Here is a 21826-nt window from a genome sequence, read left to right on the forward strand (position 1 = left end):
ATTATTCTATATTGATGTTATTTTCTGCTGCTATCTTCCTGAAGATTTCTTCTTTGTTTTCTTTCTTCATTTTTTGATAGATAGCGCCCATTAGGGTTTCAGTATCTTTTGTGTATTCTGATTTATCAATGGTATAGATTCGGTGGGCTTTAAAAATGGGATCCAATGCTTTTTCATCTTCGTTTAGGGCCATATAGTTTTTTCCGACGCCAAAGTATCCTTCAGCATTATTAGGCTGATATTTGATGAGTTTTTCGTAATATTCAATAGCCGTTTTATACTCCGATTTAAGCGTGTAAACGACTCCAATATTCATTAAGGCATATTCACCTTCCGGATAAACTGCCAGTGATTTTTTATAGTATTTTATGGCATTGTCATAATCTTCCATTTGTCTGTAGCAAACTGCAATATCATCTAATGCCAAAACAAAATCTGGATCTTCCTTCAGCGAAAGCTGAAAACCATCAATCGCAAGTTTGTAATTCTTATCGCGCATTAAATCCTTTGCAAGATTGTATAAGCTTTGTGCCCCTTTATTTTTAGAATCACCATAAAAAACAGCTGCTTTGCTCTCTGGCGCTTTTGGTAAAATCTGCGGACAGGTTTTACTCACTGCTTCATCTGATTTTTGAAGGAGGTTTTTTATTCCTTCAACGGTATTTATTCCTTCTCTAACCTTGGCATCTTTATCGGTCATAATCACTTCAGTCATAGAGTTGGTAAGACAGTCTCTGTAAAAAGTTTCGGTTATGTCTTTGCTTTTCTGAAGGCAACTGCATGTTTTTGTTGCGATTTTTTCTTCTAAGGTCTGACTATTGACATTAAAAAAGCTTGCTATGGTTAAGAGCAGAAATATTTTTTTCATAAATTGGTTTGTCTGGTTAGAACTTGGCGTATTAAAAAATCTTTATTCTGGTTTGGTAACTGGTTTTAAACTGTCTTTTGCAATAGTTGTACTGTCTTTTACCACAGTTGCAGGTGCCAAAGCAGGTGCCGGGGCTGTATATCTTTTTATTTTTTCCTGAATTAAAACAGCATCATTCAGAACAAAAGGAGTTGGCATCATCCAGTCGCTTCTTGGTTTTACTTTTAACAAAGGGTTTGTCATTAAGTCGAAAGAACTTTCTATTAAATCCATATCAAAAACGGCTGATTTATTAATGTAAAAGTCCATGACAAGCGGTTCATTCCCTACAACATAATAACATAAGATTTTCATGCCTTCGCGTTCTAAACGATTTCCTTTTTGTCCCGAAGTTGAAACACCATTGGCTTTAAAATTGAAAAAGGTCATTTTTGGATTGGCATAAATATCATAACGGTTTACCTTTCGGTTGGGCGTGATTTTTATTTTCATATATCTGTTATTGCCTACCACGCTGTCTTTGAGGAAAGCAATTGTTGGCCTTGGAACATCAACAACAGGGGCAATAGCACTGTAAGTAAACCCGGAATTGTATTTGCTGGCGATTGGAAGTGCATTTAAACCAACTGCTTTTTGATTTTTTTCTCCTAAATATGTTCTGGTCCAATCGTCTAAATTTACATCATAAGTTGTCCAGGCTGCAGAGTTTGTATTGGCATTATAAACATATAATAAACTGTTGGATTTTGCTTTTCCGGGTTCGTAACCTGAATGATAACCTGCATAGATAAAAAAGGCAATTGATACTGCAAAAAAGAAAATTGTCCATGCTCCTTTTTTAAAGAAGTTTCCAAATATTGGAAGTAATAATCCAAAAAGTAAAACCGTTAAAATAGCACTTCCAAAAAGAATCTTAAGACCCAGACCAATTGGAAACATGACAATAAAAGGCGCTATAATAGCTAAGGCCGGAATACTAAACAATAAATTTAAACCTAAACTGTAATGTTGGGTCAGTACAAAAATTCCAAATAAGACTATTCCAAAATATACCGGAATGATCAGGAATCCTGCGCCCGTTAAACTGTTGGCTAAAAAAGCATTAATGATAATCCAGAGTAATAAAGGGGCAATAAAATGATTCATTGCAATTTTTGAATCTGAAAAATGATGGTAGAAAGCAAAAGAAATGGCAATACTTAAAGTTACAAAAGCGCCAATGTAGGCATGACCATTATAAGTAAAGCCGTTAAGTAAATCTGAGTATTGCGGATAGATTTGCAGTATAATTTTCCATCCTAAAAAAGTAACCAAACCGGAAATAATTAATGAACCTAAAAGCGGAACAAATCCTCTGAAAACTTCCCTGAATGTTATGACACGTTTGGCTTTTCCAATAAAAATGAAGAGAATCAATAAACCTAATGCGATAATGGTCATTGGCAGCACCCACGAAAATGGATAACTGATGAAGGAGAACGGAGCGCTAAAATAAACATCATCTTCAGTTGAATTGGTAGCATTTAGATCCGTATTCGAAAAGTATTTTAATAATGGCATCAGATAAGTTCCCTGATGCGCCAGTGTGGTTTTGTTTAAATGCTGAACATCGTCCTGCTGCGTATGATAGTTGTAATGACCATCGATAAAGGCAAAATTGAATCCCTGAATGTTTCCTTGTTCTCTAAAAACAGTAAGGTCAGTATCGTTTGGAAGCATTTTGTAAATGCTGTACATCAATGAATTTGAAACAGGATAGGTGGTCTTTGCTTTCGAAAATTCTTTCACAAGGGCTTCATTTCCTTTATTGGTTTCCATCAACATATAACTTGGACCTGATGAACCTCTGGCCTCAAAATTGATGACCAGACCTACATCTTTTGCCCACGGATGCTTATTAACAAAAAGGGCTGCCCCATTTAAGCCTAATTCCTCGGCATCTGAAAACAGAATTATGATATCGTTTTTATGAGGTTGTTTAGCATATAAAAAAGCACGGATTCCTTCCAGAATAGTAGCCACTCCTGAGGCATCATCGCTGGCACCTTTAGAGAAAGAATGCGGTGCGCTGTCATAATGCGAAAGTAATAAAAGCGCTTTTGTATTATTGGTGCCTTTTATTCGGGCAAGAATGTTTTTCGATTTTACGAGAAGCCCTTTATCATTTAGTGTAAAACCTTCCTGTGTAGAAGTTTCTAACCCAATTCGGTTTAGTTCGAGTTTTAGATAATTAGCGACCAGTTCATGATTGGTTGAGCCAACATAATGCGGTTTTTGAGCAATAATTTCAACCTGGTTTAAGGCTCTTTCAGTAGAGAATTCAGCTAGGGCTTCTTCATCTTTCGAAATCCCTTGCGGCATCATAGTGGCATAAATAATACCAAGTATGGCTAAAACGCATGCGATGGCTAGAATTGAGGTCTGGTTTTTTTTCATGATAAATAAGTGCTAAATTTCTTTTTTTACGAGCATAAAATAATCATTGTCCAAAGAACGATATCCTTGATCATACAGGAAATAGTAGGTATTTCCTGTTTTGGTGTGCAAGATATTGGTAAAGTAATCGAAATCAAAACCTTTATTTATCATTTTATCCCGTGTTGCTTTAGATTTTCCTTCTGAGTTTAGTTCGGACAAAATACGGTAATTTTTTCGTAATTTGTTGTTTACATTTCTCATGAAATTGTTACTATCCTTGTTTATTTTATTGTTGTATGCATTTCTGCAACTGTCAGAACAGAACTTTTTGTCTTCCCGGCCTACAATTTTTTCAGAACACTCTAGGCATGTTTTCATGATTCTATCTTTTTAATTTCATATAAATCAGTTCTCCTGTCTTTTAGAATCCGGACACTTCCGTGCTCATGAAGCTGTTTCAATAAGTTCAGATCGACATCAACAATAAGGGTCATCTCTGTATTTGGCGTTGCTTCGGCTTTTATACCATTACTTGGAAAAGCAAAATCGGAAGGCGTAAAAACAGAAGCCTGAGCATATTGAATGTCCATATTGTTTACTTTGGGCAGGTTACCAACACAACCTGCAATGGCTACATAACATTCGTTTTCGATCGCACGTGCCTGCGAACAATGTTTTACTCGTGTGTAGGCATTTTGAGTATCGGTTAAAAACGGAACAAACAAAATATTCATTCCTTCGTTTGCCAAAATTCGGGAGAGTTCAGGAAACTCGACATCGTAGCAAATTAGAATGCCAATTTTGCCACAATCTGTATCAAAGGTTTTAAACTGAGATCCGCCTTTCATTCCCCAGTGTTGTACTTCGTTTGGCGTAACGTGAATTTTAGTATACATCTCTGAGGTTCCGTCTCTTTTGCATAAAAAGCCAACGTTGTACAAGTTGCCATTTTCTAAAAGCGGCATGCTACCGGTAATAATGTTGATGTTGTAGGATATGGCAAATTCCTGAAAACGGTTTCGGATAGGATCAGAATATCTGGCAAGTTCACGAATAGCTTCGGCTTCAGATAAATGATTGTAATCTGCCATTAAAGGCGCAATGAAAAGTTCCGGGAATAAAGCAAAATCACTTCCATAACCGGAAACCACATCAATAAAAAACTCTGCCTGTTCGAAGAATTCTTCCAAATTGTTCAATTGGCGCATTTGCCATTGTATCAATCCCAGGCGTATCACGCTTTTTTCGAGATTAATAAGTTTAGGACTTTCGTCGTAATACACATTATTCCATTCTAAAAGAACAGCAAACTCTTTTGATTCTTCGTCACCTTCCAGATAGTTTTTGATGATTCGCAAGACATGAAAGTCATTGCTTAACTGAAACGAAAGCACAGGATCGTGCAGTTCTTTATGTTTTACTTTGTCAATGTAATTTTTTGGAGTGAGTTTTTTAGCATGCTGATTGTAGTTAGGAATTCTTCCTGCAAAAACAATGGCTTTCAAATTTAATTGTTCACACAATTCTTTTCTCGCATCGTATAAACGGCGTCCCAAACGAAGTCCGCGATAATGAGGATGAATAAAAACGTCTATTCCGTATAAGATTTCACCGTCTGGATTATGAGTAGAGAAAGTATAATCGCCTATAATTTGTCTGTAATTGTGTCTTTTGTCTACTAGTTTCTCATCGACAATTAAAGATAATGCCGAGCCCACAACGATGCCGTCAACCAGAATAACCAATTGTCCTTCCGGAAATATGGATAGTAATTTTTTTATATCATTTGATCTCCAATAAGAATTGGCCATTTCAGGATACGATTCTACCATTGAATTTTTCAATTGTTGGTAATCGTCAAACTCTAAATTTCGCAATTCAACTTTTTTGATTTGTGCCTGCATATCGTAAGGTTTATCTCAAATATACAAAATAAGTTTTCCATTTACAAACGCTTACAAATAATTACAACCGAAAGTAAATACTTTGCAACCGAGTATTTCTGACTGATCACCGCATCTTTGCAGTGTTGAATTTGATAGACGAATTCTTTATATGAACATTTAATTATTATACGCCATGAATGCAATGAAAAACAGAGTACAATTAATTGGTAACGTAGGAAACGACCCTGAAGTTAAAATATTAGAAAACGGAAGAAAACTTGCCTATGTGAGTATCGCTACAAACGAGAGTTACAAAAATGATAAAGGCGAGAAAATAGAACAAACCGAGTGGCACCGTGTTACAGCCTGGGGGAAAACAGCCGAAATTATTGAAAAATATGTAGTAAAAGGCAAAGAAATCGCCGTTGAAGGTAAATTAACCCACAGAAGCTACGATGATAAAAACGGTGAGAAACGATATGTGACCGAAGTTGTAATCAACGAGATTTTACTGCTAAGTAAATAAGATTCGATTAAATTTAATATAACCCGATTGCTTTCGATAAGTCAATCGGGTTTTTTGTTTTGAAGTCAGAAGCAATTATAACACAGAAGCACCATTAACATCAGTTGAAAGGACTTCGCTCATATAATCAAAAAAAGGCCTCATGTTTTTACAGGTATCTAAAGCCTGCTCTAAAAAATCAGGGCTTAATACTTCGTCATCCGTAAAACGTTTTATAATCAAAAACTGTTTGTAACGCAGTAAATCAATAGCTTCATGATCGATATCGTAACCTTTTGGTGCTGTTTTTAATTGTTCGCCCTGTAAAGTTCCGAAAGTGCTGATAAAAGATTTTGAACGCAATATTTTTTGAAACGATGCTGCATCCCGGGCAAATTCGCTTCTTATGCGTTTTAAGTCAGCAGCGTTGGGACCCCAGAAACCACCGGCAAAAAAACTGTTTCCTTTTTCCAGATGAAAATAATAACCACCGCGTCTTGCACTTGTTGCACGGGTATAACTACCGCCCCAAAAAGTTTTAAAAGGAGTTTTATCTTTAGAGAAACGAATATCACGATAAATTCTGTAAACACTTTTTTTGCCTGAAGAGGTCTCCAAAACATCGGTTTTGGAAAGCTCCTGAAGCAAAGCGCCTGCAAAAGCTTCAATGTGATTTAATTCTATTAAATACTTTGGTTTATTGTCATCAAACCAGGGTTTGTTATTGTTTTCTTTGAGCTGAACCAAAAAATCAAGACTGGATTTTGGTATTGTAATGTTGTTTTCCATAATGAAATGCTACGTCTTTTTATAATCTTAACAGAACTGCAATTTAAACTAAAAAACCCACCAAAAAATTGGTGGGTTTTGCTATATGTAGTTAAGCCGTTTTTTTGAATAAATCAAACATAGGACAACGTGAGCAGCGTTTCTTTTCGCTCTTTTTATATTTCTCACAACATGAAGATTTGCAGTTTTCCAACTTTTTAATCTTATCAAGGATAGCTGCATTCTTCTTTTTCTTTTTATCCTTTTTTTTGTCCTTGTCTTTTTCTTTCTTGCTCAATTTTCCTCTGTATTATAAAAACAGAGACAAATATAAAAGAAAAATGTTATTTTTATATATTCTAAATAAACTTTAACTTTTTTTATTTTGGATTGATGGCGATCGAACTTGTAACGGTTAATTGCTGAATATCACGATCAAACAAGTAAAGTCCGCCTTTATCATCTCCAATTAAGTTAATCTTGTCCAAAATAGATTTGGCAGTAGCTTCTTCCTCGATTTGTTCAGAAACATACCATTGTAAGAAATTATGTGTTGCATAATCTTTTTCCTGAAAAGTAATGTGAACCAATTCATTAATAGACTCTGATACAAAAATTTCATGGCTGTAAAGTGCTTCAAACATTTCTTTAAATGTATTGTAAGATGTTTTTGGCGCTTTTAGATCGGTAACCTGAGCGTGTCCTCCGCGTTCGTTTACATACTTTACTAATTTAAGCATGTGTGCACGTTCTTCATCTGATTGTGTGTACATAAACTGAGCAATTCCCTCTAATCCGTGTACTTCAGCCCAACAAGCCATAGAAAGATAAGTTTGCGAAGATTCTGCTTCTATGCGAATTTGCTTGTTTAAAGCTGTTTCAATATTTTTTAATAGCATAATAATGACTTTTTTGTAAAGTTAGAAAAAATAATCCTTCCGTTTTTTTGAAACTGCCAAAACATCAGACATTTGGATTAATTCTCAATAAAATTAAGGCTTTTTTAAAGGGAAAGATTTCGAAAAAACAGCTTTATTACTAATCGGATTTCCGTTGTCTTCTCTAATAAAACCATCTGTAAATTTGCGAAAAGTATATTGTTTCAGAGCCGTGTCATAATACCCCAAAATGGTATAATCTTTTAATTTAAGAATATTTTGAAAGGATACATTTTTGGCAGTACTCAGGTAATAGTAGATGTTGTCAATCGCTAATGGTTCTGTTTTTTCATTAGTTACAAATTCTAAATCAGCATTTAGCATGGCATCAAACGAAACCATTTTAATTTGATCAGCATAATTTTGATCAAAATTAAAATCAGAAAAAGCATATTCGATGAATCCGCCAAATGTTATATAAGTGTTTTTATTGTTTTTTAAAACGGAAAGCCCAACCCGTAAATCAGCCAATTGTTTGAGAAATTTACTTGTGGTTTTTAATTCCTGGGGTTTATTATTGTTTATTTGAAGAAAGAAAGGTGAGTTTTTAAAACGAATTGTATCATTTTTTGAAACGGATATACTTTTAATAGTTTTTTCGGAAGTTACATCTTTGATATCAAACAGAAATTCGTCTTTGTTGGCCTTGATCTGAAATAGTTTGTTTTCGCTGTAAAAAGAATTTGACGTTCTGGACGGGCTTTTAGAAACAGGCTGATTAAAATTTTTCTCGGTAATTTCAGAAGTTTCGATATTTAGGTCAAAAACCTGCGTTTTTGTTAAGTTGTAATCAAATGCCAAAATAAGGCGGTCATCCAGTATATAAAGTTTGCTTATACCGGTGGCTTTGTCTAAGGAATTAAACTCATCTGATTCCATTTTTTGAAGGGGAAAATAACGAATCAGTGAACTGAAGGTAAATTTTAAGCCTCTTTCGTTTTGAAAAAGAAACTTCGAGAAGTCAAACATTTTTATTTCACATTTTCCATTTTTAAATTCATAAAGAAGAAGGTGTTGTTCGTTTTTTTCTTTTCCCAGAATATAGAAATTGTTGTTTTTTTGAAATGTTGCTATAGCATATTCGATATTTTCATTGAAATTAAAATTTAAAGTCCTGGAAGTTTTTGTACCCAGAAAATATTTTATAATTTTTATGTTTTGCGCTTTTCCTGAGCTCCAGTAAAGTGTTGGATTTCCGTCGTCACTGATACTGCTGCCTAATAGAGTTCTGTCTGCAGCATTTTTTATCGAATCTGTAAATTGGTTCGTCAGGAAAAATGAGTTATTGTATTTTAGGATGCTGATGTTTTTAGAATCTGCAGCAAAAACATACAGCTCATGGGTTTTTTCATCCTGGGTATTCAGGATCTGATTGTTTTCATCCGTTTTTTTTAAATCTAACGGATAAGAATTAAGTATTGTCTGACTTAACAACACTGATGGAGAGGCTAAAAGAAAAAAGAGTAGTAGTTTTTTCATGAGTTTTGATGCACAAATATTATTCCAAATTTAATTAAATTTAATGGATAAAAAGGAAATGACAATTGGAAAGGATGAAAACAAAAAAGCCCAAAGAGAATTTCTCTTTGGGCTTTCCCTTTATTAAAAGCTGAATTATTTAACTTTAAAAGTAACTCTTCGGGCTAATCTTCTGGCTTCTTCAGAATCTTTCTGGATCGATGTATCGGCTCCTTCAGGAATAACATTTAATCTTGAAGGGGCAATTCCTGCTTTTTCAAAAATAGTTTTAATGTTATTTGCTCTTTCGTTTGATAATTTTTCATTGTAACTGGCTTTTCCAACCTGGTCAGCATATCCAATAATATCAACAGATTTCGAAGGGTTTTTTCTTAAATAAGTCAAAACAACATCAATGGCAGCAGTAGAATTTTCGATAGGAGTTGATTTGTTGAAATCAAAATAAACACTATAGTACCTGTCGTTGATCATATCTTTAACGATATCCTGATCACTTACTGCAGGATTAATTATAGCTTTTTCTACAATTACTTCCTTTGCCGGAGGAATATTATTTAATGCATTTTGTAAATCACTTATTTTGGTTTCTAAAGCAGAAAGATCAGGTGTGTTTGAAATTACAGTCCAGTCGGCATGTTTTGTATTTTTACCTAAGTATACCTGCAAACCAACAGTTCCGTTAAATAGAATTCCGGTAAATCCTCTTGAATCACCTACAGTTGCACCATCAAAAGTAGCATCTTGTGCCGCATTTAGGATAGTAGTAAAATCACCTGTTAAGGCTAGTCTGTTCGATAATCTGATTTGTCCTGTAACACCGGCAATAAAATTACCCATTCTGTCTTTTACATGTAAATCGTTGTTCTCTAACTGTGCCATACCAAAACCTGCGTGGCCCAGTAAACCAAATGTTTTAGTCCAGGTTTCAAAATTCATGATTCGCCCCAGGTTAGCAACAGCTTGCAAATCGGCTCTGTAGTATTTAGAATCAAAGTCTACAGAATTGTTTTTTCCTGTAAAACTGTTGTATCCAAAATCAGCTTTTAAACCAAATTTGTTATTAAACATATAACGAACCCCAAAATCACCTACCCACGGGCTTGGTGTACTTGTGAAATAATTTGAGCTCATTGGACGTTGAGGTTTGTTTACACCTCCGGCGAATTCAACAGACCATTTATTATAGTTTGCTGAACTTTTTTCTGTTTGTGCATTTGCATACGTTATAGCTAAAGTACAAGCCAGAGTCATGACAATTTTTTTCATTGTAATTTGAGTTTTAAATTTCCCTCAAACAAACAATTAATTGTAGGAATTACCCTCCTCGATAAGCCATAATTATAACAGAATAGGGTTAAATTAGATCCGGGCTATTTATGAGGCCCTGAAAACAGTCAACAAATTGGCCTACATGCAAACCATCCATCAGGCCGTGATGTACATGAACAGACATCGCAATGGTTCTCTTTCCGGTTTCGGAAGTGATCATTTTTCCGAATGAAATTTTAGGGCAACTATCTGGATAAGAATAACTTCTTGCATGCGAAAGTGAAGTGAAATTTAACCACGGAATGGCCGAAAAATGAATTACATTATCATCATCAAAAGACCTTGTAAAAAGCCCTGTTGTATTTTGAACACGCTGGATTTCTGCGAGTGCATTTTGTTCGAAAACTTTAAAATCCGGACTATATTCGATTAAAGAAAAGCCAAAAGTGCCATCTTCGCGACCAATTGTGGCCGAAACATCGATACGGTTGTTGATGTAAACTTGCCCGTTGGAGATTCTGTATTTAAAATTTTCAATCGAATTTACAGCAACCAGTGTTTTGTGTAAGTAGAAAATAAAAAAAGAAGCATTCAATTCTTTAGCAGTTTGGTAGCCTTTTGTACAATCAATTTCTACTGTGGCACCAAAAAAAGGTTCTTCCATCTGGTTAAAATGTAAAAAATGTTCCTTTCTGTTCCAGTTTTCTAAGTCTAAAATTGTTTTCATTATAATAAGTAAGGATGCGTTGTATTTTTTTTCTGCAGATTAAAAGGAGGATATGATTTTTTAAACTCAGAAGAATCTGTGCTCATCCTGTTCATCTGTGGCAATTTTTTAAAGTAAGTTTTGAAGTACCTGGGTAATATTTTCAAACGAACTAAAATGTTCGTGTTCTACTGTATGATTGATTTTTTCGTGTTCCCAAGTTGTATGAAACGGAATATGAACGGCATAACCACCAATTCCTAAAACAGGTAAAACATCAGATTTTAATGAATTTCCGATCATTAAGAATTCAGGAGCCTGAATGTCTAAACGCCCCAGTAGTTTCTCGTAATCAATTTCCTGCTTGTCTGACATGACTTCGATATGATGAAAATAATGACCCAAACCAGAGCGGTGTAATTTGCTGTGCTGGTCTTTTAAATCGCCTTTTGTAGCCACAACCAATTTGTATTTTCCGTGTAAAGACCGCAGGGTTTCTTCGACCCCGTCCAGAAGTTCGATGGGTTTTTCGAGTAATTCTTTTCCGTATTGAATGATTTTCCCAACGACTTCAATTGGAATTGTATTGTTCGAAATGTTCATCGCCGCTTCAATCATTGAAAGAATATATCCTTTGATGCCATAACCGTATAAAGGCAAGTTCTCAATTTCAATTTTAAACAATTCCTGTGAGATTCCCTGATGCGAAAGATAATCTTCCATCAGGGCACAAAATTTATGCTCGGTTTCTTCGAAATAAGGTTCATTGACAAATAAAGTGTCATCGGCATCAAATGCTATTACTTTTAAGTTTGGTATTTTGTTTCTATGTAACATGGTGTTTTTGTTTCAAGTTTTTTTGTTTCAGGTTTCAGGTTTTTTGCCACTCCCGATAGCTAATCTGCCAAATCTGCGGGAGAATTTTTTAGCCACAAATTACACGAATTTCCGCGAATTTTTGCCATCCACAAAAAAGCTTATCTACATAAATCTATTAAAATCCGCGTCATCCGTGTGCGATTTTTCAATCCTAATTCTTAGCAAACAAGTTCTTAAATGAAATTGTCTTATCATAAAAGGTAATCCTGATTCCGAAGAGCAAAATGATTCCGCCAAAAACCATTTGTAAAGTTATTTGTTCTTCTAAAAACAACCAAGCTAATATGGATGTAATTACAGCCTGGCTCAATAAACTTAACGAAACCCGTGTGGCACGCATGTGTTGTGTGGCATAACTAATCGAAAGCCACGCACACAATTGACAAATTACCGCCTGAAGAACCAGTACAAACCAACCGGTATCAGAGAATCCGGTAAAAGGCTGATCTAAACTATAACAAAGTATTCCTAAATAAATAGTCGAAGCAAATAAACTAATCGTCATAAAAGACAGAACATCAACATCTGAAAGGACATTTTTACTCACCAAGAGATAAATCGAATACAGAATTCCGGATAAAACGGCAAACAGAAAAGCCTGATTAAAATTTAAATCCAGAAAAAAGCTAAAACCAACCAAAGTGATCATTCCGAATAATGAAACAATAGTCCCGATCCAGAAATTGGTTGCAGGCCTTACTTTTAAAAAGAAAAAAGAACCAATCCCAACCCAAAGCGGAGACAAATTTGTCAGCAGCGAGGCCTGTGTTGCACTTGAATCCTGAATAGCAATATTCCAAACCGCAACATCTGATGAAAATAAAACGCCGCAAAGTGCCGCTAAAAGCAGGAATTTTGTTTTTGGGAGTTTAAAATTTTTGGTAATAAGCACATAAGGTAAAAGCAAAACAAAGGCAAAAGCCATGCGATAGAAAGCCGAGATTAATCCCGGAGCCAGTTTTAGTTTAACCAATATAGGGAATATCGAAATACAAAGTATGCCGCAAATTAAGGCTAGTCTTGGTTTGGTGATTTTCATATTAAAGCAAATATCTTATTTTTTTCTTTAGCAAAAAAGAAATACAAATTAAGAGTAAAAAATGTGCCATTAGGCACTAAATATCGGTAGAGAAAAATTTGATTCAAAATTCGTTGGCGTGCCGTAGGTACGAAACAAAACGATATCTATATCTATATCTATTGCGTACCTAACGGCACGCTAAATTTATTCAAATTGATGTTTCTACCGATATTTAGTGCCTAACGGCACATTCATTATCATTAACAATAAAAGGTTGGATTAAAGTTGTTTTTGTGTGGTATTATGCATTCATAATTTTCCGGCAGGCATTGCTTATTTCTTTATCCGAAAAAGAACCAAGCGCACTTGCCAGCAATTTACTGGTTCTAATTGAACTTACCATTTTCATCCTGAGATCCTGGTCATCGCCCATTTCGTTTAAGAGAATGGTCTCAAAAATTTCGGATAAATATTCCGGTTGATCTCTAAAATCATCTTCAAACCAAAGGTCTGAAAGAAATTTTGCCATTGCACGCATTACATCAAATTCTGATGTGTTTTCATTTTCTTTTGTCATAATCGAAAATATTAAACGCACGAAACCCTCGCTTTAGGTGTGACAAAATATCTGAAAGATAGATTAAGGACAGTTTCCTGCTCCAGCACCATGGCGAGGGTTCGCTTATGTTAACTTTGAATAACTTTCTATTTAAAGTTTCAAATATTTTGTCGAGACAAATATACGACTAAAAACTAAATTTGTAGGAAAATATATTGTTTTTATTCTTCCTGCAAGGTTTTTTCCAACCTTGTAGGTATGGCATTTTACTCAAGACCTATAAGTAAATATTTAAACCTACAAGGTTGGAAAAAACCTTGCAGGAAACGCATATAAAAAACGTGATTAATTTATTGTTTCACCGTTTTCGTTTATTTTACTTTTCTGTTTTTAATATCCTGACGATTATCCCAAAATGATACTATTTCAATTTGATTTCCATTTATTTCATAGAATAATAGATAGACTTTCATGGAAATAACACGGGTGATTTTGTTTGATGTAAGTCTTCCAATCAGTTCTGAACTTGAAAGTGTATCTAATAACTCTTCGACTTCGTTTAGCAATTTTAAGCTGTAAGTTGGACTTTCATTTCTAATAAAATAATATTCAAGAACATTTTGTAGTTGAAGTTTAGCCAAAGAAGACCAAACTATTTCTTTTTTAGCCATTCTCTCATTTCTGAAATTACTTCTTCATTTTTGTGAAAATCCCCATTTTTGATCTCTATACGACTATTCTCAATTGTCTTTTTTTGATCATCTGACAATTCATAAAGTTCTTGTTCAGATGAATCAAAAATAGTTTGAAGTGCATTTAGAAAATTCAAATCCTTAGAATCTTTGATTCTGGATATTAAATTCTTTTTTATTTGTGCAGTCAGGTTCATGATATTTCTTTATTTATTCAAAATTAAAGATTTATTCTCAGATTGTATAAGTTGAGTATGATTATTTGTACAAACGTATTTAAATAAAGAAAGTTATCTGCCAGGTATTTTAGGCCGATAACTTTCTTAATGTATTATATTGATAACTTTAGTTTATCGTTTCACCATTCGGTGCGTCAGCATCTGGATTTACAAAAACCAATTTTCCTTCGGCATTTGTTGTCATTAAGATCATACCCTGGCTTTCAACACCACGTAAAGCTCTTGGCGCAAGGTTTGCTAAAACCGTAACGCGTTTACCAATGATTTCTTCTGGTGAAAAGCTTTCGGCAATTCCGGAAACTATCGTGCGAACATCAATTCCAGTATCAATTTTCAGCACCAAAAGTTTGTTGGCTTTTGGCATTTTTTCTGCTTCAATGATGGTTCCTACGCGTAAATCCATTTTAGCGAAATCCTCATACTGAATTAAATCTTTTTGAGGTTCCGGTTGTTTGTTTTCGGCAAGATTAGCGGTTTTTGTAGCTTCCAATTTGTCTATTTGTTTTTGTATTTCTTCGTCTTCAATTTTTGCGAATAATAATTCAGCTTCACCAATTTGGTGTCCGTCAGGAATCAATTCTGAATTTTCAGCAACATCATTCCATTTCAATTTGCCTTCGTTTTTCAATATTCCTGACAATTTAGCCGCAGTAAAAGGTAAAAATGGTTCGGCAAGAACGCTCAACGCAGCAGCAATTTGCAACGCCACATACATTTGAGTTTTTACACGCTCCGGATTATCTTTCATTACTTTCCAAGGCTCTTCATCGGCAAGATATTTATTTCCTAAACGGGCAACATTCATCAATTCGCCCAAAGCTTCACGGAATCTGTAACGTTCCACCGAACTCGAAATCACGGCTGGATACGCTTTTAATTCTGCCAACGTTTTTTCATCAACTTCAGATAATTCGTTTGGAGTTGGGATAAATCCGTCGTAATATTTGTTCGTTAAAACCACAACACGATTAATGAAATTCCCAAAAATCGCAACTAATTCATTGTTATTTCTCGCCTGAAAATCTTTCCATGTAAAATCATTATCCTTAGTTTCAGGAGCGTTTGATGTTAAAGCATAACGCAATACATCTTGTTTTTCTGGAAATTCTTCTAAATATTCGTGTAACCAAACCGCCCAGTTTTTAGAAGTCGAAAGTTTGTTTCCTTCCAGATTCAAAAACTCATTTGCAGGCACATTGTCCGGCAAAATATAGCTTCCTTCGGCTTTAAGCATTGCCGGGAAAATGATACAGTGAAAAACAATATTGTCTTTCCCTATAAAATGAACCAGTTTTGTGTCTTCGTCTTTCCAGTACGGTTCCCAGTCTTTTCCTTCACGCAGCGCCCATTCTTTAGTCGATGAAATGTACCCGATTGGTGCATCAAACCAAACGTATAATTTTTTTCCTTCGGCACCTTCCACCGGAACATCAATTCCCCAATCAAGGTCACGCGTTACGGCGCGAGGTTCAAGTCCGCCATCAACCCACGATTTAACCTGTCCGTAAACATTAGGCTTCCAGTCGTTTTTATGTCCAACCAAAATCCATTCTGTTAAGAATTCAGTATATCTGTCTAAAGGTAAAAACCAGTGTTTTGTAGATTTCAAGATCGGAGTTTCTCCGGTAATTGTCGATTTTGGGTTTATTAAATCCGTTGCATTCAAAGTCGATCCGCAATTTTCGCACTGATCTCCGTAAGCTCCGTCATTACCACATCTTGGGCAAGTTCCTACCACAAAACGATCTGCCAGAAACTGATCTGCTTTTGCATCGTACAATTGCTCTGTTATTTCTTCAATAAAATCACCATTATCATACAGTTTTCTAAAAAATTCCTGAGCCGTATCATGATGAATCTTAGCCGAAGTTCTGGAATAATTATCAAACGAAATCCCAAAATCAGCAAATGATTTTCTAATAATTCCGTCATATTTATCAATAACTTCTTGTGGTGTAATTCCTTCTTTTTTGGCTTTCATCGAAATAGCAACGCCGTGTTCATCGCTTCCGCAAATAAAAGCAACGTCTTTTCCCTGCAAACGTAAATATCTCGAATAAATATCTGCAGGCACGTAAACCCCCGCCAAATGCCCAATATGAATAGGTCCGTTGGTGTATGGTAATGCCGCCGTAATCGTATATCTCTTTGGATTCTGTGTCATAACTCAATTTTATTGAGTGCAAAAATAAGCAATAGAATTGAGATTTTGTTATTACGCGGAGATTCACAGAGAAAAAGCGCTGAGATTCGCAAAGGTTTTTATTTTTCAGGATTGAAATAATCGCGCAAAGGCGCTAAGCCACAAAGAGAATTGGTCCCAGTTTGTCATTTTGACGCAGGAGAAATCACACTAGAAACTCTATCCCGATTGACGACATTTTTTGCGGAATTTCTTGCGCTATTTAGACTGGACTGAAGTCCAGCCCTACAAAACAGATTGTTCCTTTGTAACTTTTTTTAGAGAAGCCTTTGTCTTGGAACATATTTTAGGGTGGGGTTTAATCCATTTAACATGAATGTTAATATAAAACTTTGCGGCTCTGCCCCTTTGCGGGATTATTTTAAGCCATATACATAAAAAAACCTCCGTGTATCTCTGTGAAATAAGCCCATAAAATAGAACCAGTTTAAACTAGCATCCGAATTAAAATCTTCAGAATATATTTCGCAATCTTTGCCCTGAAAAAACAAAGACAATTTTATGAGCAAGACAAAATTAATCATCAATAAAAACGGATCTATCAAAATCGAAGGTGATTTCGAAATCATGGATTCAGAAGGAACTGTTTACGGACTGCAAGGAAGAGCTGCATTAGGACTTTGCCGTTGCGGATTATCTGCAAACAAACCTTTTTGCGATGGCGGACACCGTAATAATTTCGAACACGATTCTGTTGCATTCGATTTACCACCAATGAAAACGAACTAAGAGAAATTCTTTTTTCTGGTTTGAACAATAAAAAAGCTGCATGAATTCATGCAGCTTTTTTATTGCTTTATGATTTGTTTTTTGAGCGAATTTTCAAGTGAATAATTTGTTTTACTCTTAAAAAAACAATATATATTTACAAAAAAATGTTAAACCTTTAAAAATGAAAAAAATCATATTGTTTGTCTTTTTAAGCTTTATTTCTGCTGAAGCTCAAACACAAAAAGTTATTTCCAGCCAATGGATGGCTTTCCGCCAAACGATAGACATTGCAACTCCGGTAAAGAAAAAATTCAGGGTAATTGCTTCGGCAAAAGTAGAGTCTGATGAACCAAATGCCTGGTCAGGGGTTTTCGCAAGAGTTTTTAATAAAAATGATGAAGAAGGCTTCGCTGATAATATGCACAACAGACCCATAAAATCAAGAGAATGGCAATCTTATACTGTCGAAGGAACGATTGATGAGAATAGTAAAACATTAGTTTTTGGAGGAGTTTGTGAGCTAAACGGAAAGTTTTATTTTGATAAATTTCAATTATTTATCGAAAACGCAAAAGGTGTTTTTGAACCTGTAACAATTTTAAATTCAAGTTTTGAAATGCCTGCAACCAATACAGATATCCCAAAATGGAATTTGGGCAATGCTAAACAAAAAAATGTTAAGGTTAAGGAATTTAAAATTTCTTCAGATAAATCAGGCGTAGACGGAAAATATTCATTATTACTTGAAGGAAGTGGTATTGTAATAAAAGAAACCGGAAAAATAGGGAACGTTGAAGGCGCTTCACCAAAAATTGCTGACATGATTTCGATGCTGGAAGACCTTAAAGATCGGGTTGAAGAAACGGTTAAGAATATGGATCAGTATGAAATTGATTATTTGCATGATGAAAAAGCAAACCGAATTGGGGCACTTGTAATGCATTTGGCCGCAGCCGAAAAATACTATCAGGTTCTTACTTTTGAAAACAGAGAATTTAACGAAGAAGAAAAGAAAAAATGGGAGACTGCTTTGAATCTTGATCAGGGTGCGCGAGATGAATTTAAAGGGCATAATATTCAATATTATCTTGATAATTATAATGAAGTGAGAGCAAAAACCATTTCGGAATTAAAGAAAAGAGATGATGCCTGGTTTGTGCAGGTTCAAGCGAAATATGACATGAGCAATCAATATTGCTGGTTTCATGTTATGGAACATCAGTCAAGTCATTTGGGGCAGATTTTGTTTTTGAAGAAAAGAATTCCGCCTCAACAAAAAACATTAAAACAACTTGAGCAAGAGATTAAAAAATAGAATTTAAGGGTATAAAAAAAAGCTGCATCGTGCAGCTTTTTTTGTTTTAAAACTATTCATGTTTTTATTTTTTATCGTTTTTTATTTTCTCAAAAGCATCAGTAGTCATTACTGTTAATTCATCGGTTTTGCAATTCCATATTGAAACATATTTTTGTGAAGTTACATATACTGTTGACCAGTTAGTGAATTTTTCGTAGAGCATGGTTGTGCATATATCTGTTGCCGTAATTAAATCTCCCGTTTGAGGCAAATGGCTATGAATTGAGGCTAAAGTAATGTTTTCTTCGTTTCCAAAATTGACAGGGATAATATTTGCATGTAATCTTTTGGTGCTTTTTAAATTGTTTTTTTCATCAAAATGGAGAAGATAATCATTTCCATATATTACAACTCCGTTGTTTGTAGGTCCTGTTAAAACGTATACTTTTTTTTCATTATTGGATATTACAGGAATCAGATTAAGACTTGAATTTGGATAATGTTTGAAAACAGTATCGGTTTTAATAGCGTTTAATGCCTTGGTGCGAATAATATACAGGTCATTTTCATTTTTAGAAAAGTTTCGTTCTTCTGTCTCTACCCGGGCAGTTTTAATATTATAAGCAGCATCAAAAATGATGGTGCCAATAACTTTAGGATGGTTATCCTGAGAAAAAAAGATGCATTTAGATACTTCATTTTCAGAATAAGAAAAATAGCCGCCAATTTTTTCTCGTTCTTTATATTTTTCAAGAAATAAGTCTGTTCCGTACCAGGAAGCCATTTCTGATCGGTATAATTTTTTACCCTCAGTGACAACTTCAGTTATTTTATCGTTTAATTTCTTTTGTGAATAACAGTTTACGCCAATCAGAATTAAAATAACAACTAATTTCTTCATATATGATTTTTATAGGATTTGGATAATTGATAAAATCAGATTTTATAAGTACAATTCTCCTTTCATGGTTATAATCGAAGAACCTCCAACCAGGATATCTTGTTCGCGATTCATAACTTCAATCATTGACGCCTGTTTTAATTTTACACCCTGAAGAATTTTGTATTCTTTGTCGGATTTAGTGAATTTCTTTTGTGTTAAAAAGCCAATTAAAGGACCCGCAGCTGTTCCTGTCGCAGGGTCTTCATTTATTCCGATAATCGGGTTAAAAAATCTCGTTTCGACTATATGTTCCTGATTTTCATCAGCGAGAGTAAAACAATAAAATCCCTCGAATTGATATTCTTTTGAAATTTCGATGAGCAGTTGGTTGTCCGGAACACAACTATTAAGTAATTGGCTGTTTTTTATGGGAACCATGGTGTGGGCAACTTCTGTTTTAACGATTGTTGGAACAAAAGCATTTACATCTAAATCTTCAATTTTTAAGCCAAGTGCAACCGCAATTCTATAGGTTGGGATTTCTTGTTTAATAACTGCCGATTTTTGATGCATTTGAACCACAGGATAAAAAGAAACCGGATCAAAACTTACCGTTAACGGAATGGCTGAATGTTTCATGATTACAAAAGGCTCGCTTTCGTTTTGCTCATCAAAAATGGGCATTCCTTTGAGCAGAGCCCCACAGACTGCGCCTAATAAATTATGTCCTGCGCCATCGATTTCAATTCCTGTTGGGGTAAACGAACGAACTGTTAGCGCTTTTTCCCTTGTGGAATAATAAACAAAAGAGGTTTCAGAGTAGCCGAATTCCTTAGAAATATCCTGATAAGTTTCCAGTTTTAAATGACCATCTGTAAAAACTACAGAAAGCGGATTTCCTTTATAACTTTCGTTTGAGAATACATCTAAAACGTAATATTCTAATGCTTTTCTTCCATTCATTCCTTTTTCTTTTTTAGCTGAGACTTCTTTAGACGGAATAAAGTTACTGTTTATAGTATATTAAAGCAATAGTTGCTACAACATTCGTTTTTGCTCAGCACTTATATGTATTGTTTTTTCAAGTCTTGAAATTCTGGTCTTTTCCTGTTTAGCGCTCATGATCCAGTGCAGCATTACTTTTTTGTATGATGGTGCCTGGTTATTAAAGTATTCCCATGCCAAGGGGTTTGCTTTAAATTGTTTTTCGAAATCAGGATCAAGAACAGCTGGTTCTTTTTCGTGCGAGTAAATTGCGGAACGTTCTTCAGATCGTAAGTCAAATGCTTTTTGACCACTGGGTGTCATAAGTCCGGCTTGAGTAAGATCTTCGATTTTTTTGATGTTGATGGCGCTCCAGATACTTGATTTTTTTCTGGGTGTAAACCGGATCGAATAGCTTTCTTCGTCAACGGATCTTCTAACGCCGTCAATCCACCCAAAACAAAGCGCCTGATCTACCGATTCTGACCACGACATAGATGGTTTTTTGCTGTTCACTTTGTAGAAACCTACCAAAAGTTCGGTTTCGTTTTGGTGATGCTTTTCTAACCATGCTCTGAATTTTTCCTGGGTGGGAAAGAAGGTTGGGGCCATTTTGAATGATGTTATTGAAGCTGTTTTCGTTTTATGGATCACAATCAGAACTCTGATTAATCCAGACAAAATTAATGAATAATCATTTTTACAAATACAGTATTTCTGTATTTCTTTCTTAGTTTACCTGAACGAATTCGTAATCTGTTCTTAATAATTAGTTCTTTATCTTTGTAAACGTAATAAAGACAGTATCAACTATGGCAAAAGGACCTGAAAAAAACGGAAAAAATAAGGCTTTGCATACTAAATTGCTAAAACGGAAAAAAGCCAAACTTCAGGAAGAAAAAAAAGTGCAGGCATTACGTTTGAAAGCTTTAGTTGCAAAAATGAATGAAAAAAAGTATAATGACGAATCTGATATTAAATAAATAGGATTCTATTTCTAAAACATTTATTTAAAAACTATTTTTTTTGATGATTTGGCGATTTTAACAATATGATAGGGCTGTGTAATTACTGTGGCAATATTTCCTGTGTGTAGTTTTTCGACTTTTACAGATATACTATTGTTGTTTTCGGTGATTTTGGTAATATCTATAGAGTGTCCGCCATTTAAATATTTTTGATCTATTACGGCAATAATCTGATATTTAGTGAAATCGATATTGGTTTCACTAAAAAATTTAGTTTCCTCGTTAACTACATTCAATTGGGTTGTAAAAGCATTCCAGGCCGGAGTGTCTTTAATTACCACTTTTGTTTCTAAAATTGGTTTTTGATCAGAGGGGCTAAGGTCCTTTTGAGCAATTACGGAAAAAGTAATATTAGACTGGTTTGAATCATCATTGCTGCAGCCGGCCAACAAAAGAAGAATAGCAAAGAGGGTAATAATCTGTTTCATGTTTTTTGGTTTTGAGTTAAGAGAATGATTTTGTACTATTCTCTTTGTTAACAGATGTTTCTTTT

At 34.7% G+C, this 21826-nt stretch carries 24 protein-coding genes; 4 read left to right on the plus strand and 20 right to left on the minus strand.

What is annotated here, in order from left to right:
• Position 1: 1 nt before the first annotated feature.
• From ACHRWY_RS10890 to ACHRWY_RS10905, 4 genes are read right to left on the minus strand one after another with little or no spacing between them, the layout of a single operon-like run.
• Positions 2 to 868: a tetratricopeptide repeat protein gene (locus ACHRWY_RS10890; protein WP_395354506.1), complete on the minus strand. Its 867-nt coding sequence runs from the start codon at positions 866 to 868 to the stop codon at positions 2 to 4.
• Between the two features lie 42 nt (positions 869 to 910).
• Complete coding sequence (locus ACHRWY_RS10895) at positions 911 to 3304, minus strand: M28 family peptidase (RefSeq protein WP_395354508.1); 2394 nt, start codon at positions 3302 to 3304, stop codon at positions 911 to 913.
• A 12-nt stretch (positions 3305 to 3316) separates the two neighbouring features.
• Positions 3317 to 3664 carry a hypothetical protein gene (locus ACHRWY_RS10900; RefSeq protein ID WP_395354509.1) on the minus strand — a complete coding sequence of 116 codons (348 nt, stop codon included), beginning with the start codon at positions 3662 to 3664 and terminating at the stop codon, positions 3317 to 3319.
• The gene (locus ACHRWY_RS10905; RefSeq protein ID WP_395354510.1) at positions 3661 to 5190 is read right to left on the minus strand and encodes a GNAT family N-acetyltransferase; all 1530 of its coding nucleotides are present in this window, start codon (positions 5188 to 5190) and stop codon (positions 3661 to 3663) included. The genes ACHRWY_RS10900 and ACHRWY_RS10905 overlap by 4 nt, the downstream gene beginning before the upstream one ends.
• A 175-nt stretch (positions 5191 to 5365) precedes the next feature.
• Here ACHRWY_RS10905 and ACHRWY_RS10910 point away from each other — a divergent pair, with 175 nt between their 5' ends.
• The gene (locus tag ACHRWY_RS10910) at positions 5366 to 5698 is read left to right on the plus strand and encodes a single-stranded DNA-binding protein (RefSeq protein ID WP_395354511.1); all 333 of its coding nucleotides are present in this window, start codon (positions 5366 to 5368) and stop codon (positions 5696 to 5698) included.
• 75 nt (positions 5699 to 5773) lie between these two features.
• On the opposite strand, the gene ACHRWY_RS10915 is transcribed toward ACHRWY_RS10910, so the two are convergent.
• From ACHRWY_RS10915 to metG, 12 genes are all read right to left on the minus strand, one after another.
• Positions 5774 to 6466 (minus strand): DUF2461 domain-containing protein, encoded by a 693-nt coding sequence (locus ACHRWY_RS10915; protein WP_395354512.1) that lies wholly within the window; start codon positions 6464 to 6466, stop codon positions 5774 to 5776.
• 91 nt (positions 6467 to 6557) lie between these two features.
• Positions 6558 to 6743 carry a hypothetical protein gene (locus ACHRWY_RS10920; RefSeq protein ID WP_271333987.1) on the minus strand — a complete coding sequence of 62 codons (186 nt, stop codon included), beginning with the start codon at positions 6741 to 6743 and terminating at the stop codon, positions 6558 to 6560.
• A gap of 82 nt (positions 6744 to 6825) precedes the next feature.
• Positions 6826 to 7344, minus strand: a complete 519-nt coding sequence (locus ACHRWY_RS10925; protein WP_395354514.1) for a ferritin — start codon at positions 7342 to 7344, stop codon at positions 6826 to 6828.
• 93 nt (positions 7345 to 7437) lie between these two features.
• Positions 7438 to 8862, minus strand: coding sequence for a hypothetical protein (locus tag ACHRWY_RS10930; RefSeq protein WP_395354515.1), 1425 nt, complete (start codon positions 8860 to 8862; stop codon positions 7438 to 7440).
• 135 nt (positions 8863 to 8997) lie between these two features.
• Positions 8998 to 10128, minus strand: coding sequence for an OmpA family protein (locus tag ACHRWY_RS10935; protein ID WP_395354516.1), 1131 nt, complete (start codon positions 10126 to 10128; stop codon positions 8998 to 9000).
• Between the two features lie 88 nt (positions 10129 to 10216).
• Positions 10217 to 10858 (minus strand): CatA-like O-acetyltransferase, encoded by a 642-nt coding sequence (locus ACHRWY_RS10940; protein WP_395354517.1) that lies wholly within the window; start codon positions 10856 to 10858, stop codon positions 10217 to 10219.
• A gap of 108 nt (positions 10859 to 10966) precedes the next feature.
• Positions 10967 to 11674, minus strand: a complete 708-nt coding sequence (locus ACHRWY_RS10945) for an HAD family hydrolase (RefSeq protein WP_395354518.1) — start codon at positions 11672 to 11674, stop codon at positions 10967 to 10969.
• Between the two features lie 193 nt (positions 11675 to 11867).
• Positions 11868 to 12755 (minus strand): DMT family transporter, encoded by an 888-nt coding sequence (locus ACHRWY_RS10950; protein WP_395354520.1) that lies wholly within the window; start codon positions 12753 to 12755, stop codon positions 11868 to 11870.
• A gap of 283 nt (positions 12756 to 13038) precedes the next feature.
• Entirely contained in the window at positions 13039 to 13314 is a 276-nt protein-coding gene (locus ACHRWY_RS10955) for a hypothetical protein (protein WP_395354521.1), read from the minus strand.
• A gap of 353 nt (positions 13315 to 13667) precedes the next feature.
• Positions 13668 to 13967, minus strand: coding sequence for a type II toxin-antitoxin system RelE/ParE family toxin (locus ACHRWY_RS10960; protein ID WP_395354523.1), 300 nt, complete (start codon positions 13965 to 13967; stop codon positions 13668 to 13670).
• Positions 13949 to 14185: a hypothetical protein gene (locus ACHRWY_RS10965; RefSeq protein WP_395354525.1), complete on the minus strand. Its 237-nt coding sequence runs from the start codon at positions 14183 to 14185 to the stop codon at positions 13949 to 13951. The genes ACHRWY_RS10960 and ACHRWY_RS10965 overlap by 19 nt, the downstream gene beginning before the upstream one ends.
• A gap of 148 nt (positions 14186 to 14333) precedes the next feature.
• Positions 14334 to 16391 carry a methionine--tRNA ligase gene (gene metG, locus ACHRWY_RS10970; RefSeq protein ID WP_395354526.1) on the minus strand — a complete coding sequence of 686 codons (2058 nt, stop codon included), beginning with the start codon at positions 16389 to 16391 and terminating at the stop codon, positions 14334 to 14336.
• Between the two features lie 540 nt (positions 16392 to 16931).
• On the opposite strand from metG, the gene ACHRWY_RS10975 reads away from it, so the two are divergent.
• Positions 16932 to 17159, plus strand: coding sequence for a CDGSH iron-sulfur domain-containing protein (locus tag ACHRWY_RS10975; protein WP_310282570.1), 228 nt, complete (start codon positions 16932 to 16934; stop codon positions 17157 to 17159).
• Positions 17160 to 17322: 163 nt separating this feature from the next.
• Complete coding sequence (locus ACHRWY_RS10980; protein WP_395354527.1) at positions 17323 to 18456, plus strand: DinB family protein; 1134 nt, start codon at positions 17323 to 17325, stop codon at positions 18454 to 18456.
• 64 nt (positions 18457 to 18520) lie between these two features.
• Here ACHRWY_RS10980 and ACHRWY_RS10985 read toward each other — a convergent pair whose 3' ends face one another.
• The 3 genes from ACHRWY_RS10985 to ACHRWY_RS10995 all read right to left on the minus strand — a co-directional run bounded on the left by ACHRWY_RS10985 (position 18521) and on the right by ACHRWY_RS10995 (position 20917).
• The gene (locus tag ACHRWY_RS10985) at positions 18521 to 19339 is read right to left on the minus strand and encodes a hypothetical protein (protein WP_395354529.1); all 819 of its coding nucleotides are present in this window, start codon (positions 19337 to 19339) and stop codon (positions 18521 to 18523) included.
• A 42-nt stretch (positions 19340 to 19381) separates the two neighbouring features.
• Positions 19382 to 20284 carry a PhzF family phenazine biosynthesis protein gene (locus tag ACHRWY_RS10990; protein ID WP_395354530.1) on the minus strand — a complete coding sequence of 301 codons (903 nt, stop codon included), beginning with the start codon at positions 20282 to 20284 and terminating at the stop codon, positions 19382 to 19384.
• Positions 20285 to 20359: 75 nt separating this feature from the next.
• On the minus strand, positions 20360 to 20917 hold the full coding sequence (locus ACHRWY_RS10995; protein WP_395354532.1) for a YdeI family protein: 558 nt from the start codon (positions 20915 to 20917) through the stop codon (positions 20360 to 20362).
• A gap of 200 nt (positions 20918 to 21117) precedes the next feature.
• Here ACHRWY_RS10995 and ACHRWY_RS11000 point away from each other — a divergent pair, with 200 nt between their 5' ends.
• Positions 21118 to 21288 (plus strand): hypothetical protein, encoded by a 171-nt coding sequence (locus tag ACHRWY_RS11000; protein WP_395354534.1) that lies wholly within the window; start codon positions 21118 to 21120, stop codon positions 21286 to 21288.
• Positions 21289 to 21311: 23 nt separating this feature from the next.
• Here the strand turns inward: ACHRWY_RS11000 and ACHRWY_RS11005 are convergent, their stop codons facing one another.
• On the minus strand, positions 21312 to 21761 hold the full coding sequence (locus ACHRWY_RS11005) for a protease complex subunit PrcB family protein (protein ID WP_395354536.1): 450 nt from the start codon (positions 21759 to 21761) through the stop codon (positions 21312 to 21314).
• Between the last annotated feature and the right edge of the window lie 65 nt (positions 21762 to 21826).

Origin of the sequence: Flavobacterium sp. FlaQc-48, assembly GCF_044007335.1 — a bacterium.
Classification (GTDB): Bacteria; Bacteroidota; Bacteroidia; order Flavobacteriales; family Flavobacteriaceae; genus Flavobacterium.